Source organism: Micromonospora sp. DT228 (genome assembly GCF_049841595.1).
In the GTDB taxonomy this organism is placed as follows: domain Bacteria; phylum Actinomycetota; class Actinomycetes; order Mycobacteriales; family Micromonosporaceae; genus Micromonospora.
Map to the genome: position 1 here is coordinate 6186 of NZ_JBNCKO010000041.1, position 1706 is coordinate 7891.

Below are 1706 nucleotides of genomic sequence, written 5' to 3' on the forward strand. Positions count from 1 at the left end.
CTACCTGGTCATGCAGACCGACGGCAACCTGGTGATGTATCGAGCCAACAACACGTCCCTCTGGCAGACGAGCACACCCGGCCGGGCCGGAGCCCACCTCGTAGTGCAGAACGACGGCAACCTCGTGCTGTACCAGGGCACCATGGCGATCTGGTACACCAACACCGTCGTGGGGCAGCACTCGCTTCCACTGCCGCCCAGCGCCGCGCCCCGCAGCAAGTACGACGACCCGCATCATGACTACCCGGCCATCGACATCGGGGTCCCGACGGGAACGCCGGCCCTGGCCGTGGCGAGTGGCACCGTCCAGACGTTCTACAACGCCAGCTGCGGCAATGGCGCCACGCTCACCGCGCTCGGCGCGGTCTTCACGTACTGCCACTTCTCCGCCCACCGTGTCGGGGCTGGTGTGCAGGTGTCCGCAGGTCAGCAGATTGGCGACACGGGCAACACCGGCAACTCCACCGGGCCACACCTGCACCTGGCGATCCAGGTGGGCGGCGGCCCCCGCTGCCCACAGCCGTGGCTTCTGGCCGTGTACGACGGGGCCACGCCCCCGCCGGTGACCAGTCTGCCGACTGCGGGCTGCAGCTACTGATGAGCGGCGGCGCGAACGCCACGGCTCCCGGCCCTGGCGTTCGCGCCACCAACTCGCCCGGTGCGCCGGAGAGCTACCGGGGCAGCCCGCCGAGAGTCTCCCCCGCTTGATGGAGCGGTGGCTACCTGCTGCCGGTTGGTGCAGGGCAGGTTCCCTCGACTGCCCACCTCGTGGCGGCCGTCGCTGGCCGAGCAGTGGCCGGGCCGCTACCGTCCAGGAGACATCCACATCGACGAGGCGCACACCGGCCGACGCGTCTACACCGGGCCAGACGCGGACGACGTTCCGTCTCTGATCTCCGAGCTGATCGACTGGCTGGCCGACGGCGAACCGGAGACCTCGCTGCTCGTCCGAGCCTCAATGGCCTACCTGAACCTGGCCGGGCGGGAAGCCCAGCGAACAGAGATGGCGGCTGATGTCCGGCAACCGGATCGGCAATGGCTCATCGATGAGCAGACCCAGCACGCCGCGGCCGGTGTGAGGGTCACCGATATGGTCCTGCTCGGTGACGGTCATTCCGTCGGTGATGAACTCGACGAGGCTGCGGTCAGGTCCGGCACCTGCGTCGGGTCCTCCTTCCGCAGGAACGCCAGCAGTTCCCCAGCGGTACGCAGTATGTGCACCAGTGCGAACCCGAGGCTGCATAGGGAATTTGGGCAGGGTTTCGTCTGGGTTCGTGTCAATCAGGTCGAAGGGGTCGGAGACCTGCTGTTGCCGTCGGTCGACTTGCTCGATTCGCCGCTGGGCGGAGCGATCGGCGCCGCCTTCCGGCGTACGGTTCCATCCGATATGTCTCGACGGCCGTCAAATTCGCGCTTGAGCGGTGGCTCGACGGTTCGGTGATAATCGGCGATCTGCGCCCGCTGCTCCCCCTGCTTGCGCCGGCCAGCAGCAAGCTCGACTCAGAGCTGCGCGGTCACGGCAGTTTCGTGCTGACCCAGACAGCTGCACCGGCGTGCTGAGTTGACCTTGTGCCTTCGCCACCAAAACGACCACCGAACTCGTCAACAGCCGCCAAGAAGCTCGGCACACTAGGGGCTGTGTCGAAGTCGGCTGCAGGTGCCCGAGGGTGAGGAAGTTTCGGCGTGGCGGTGATCGATAAGTAGCG

Annotated in this window: 2 protein-coding genes; both read left to right on the plus strand. The window is 67.1% G+C overall.

Translation table 11 applies throughout. From position 1 onward, the window contains the following. Window positions 1–598: peptidoglycan DD-metalloendopeptidase family protein (locus ACLQ29_RS35240; RefSeq protein ID WP_425775680.1), on the plus strand; the 598-nt coding region annotated here is incomplete at its 5' end. Between the two features lie 138 nt (window positions 599–736). Next, on the plus strand, window positions 737–1441 hold the full coding sequence (locus ACLQ29_RS35245; protein ID WP_425775681.1) for a hypothetical protein: 705 nt from the start codon (window positions 737–739) through the stop codon (window positions 1439–1441). Window positions 1442–1706 lie beyond the last annotated feature (265 nt).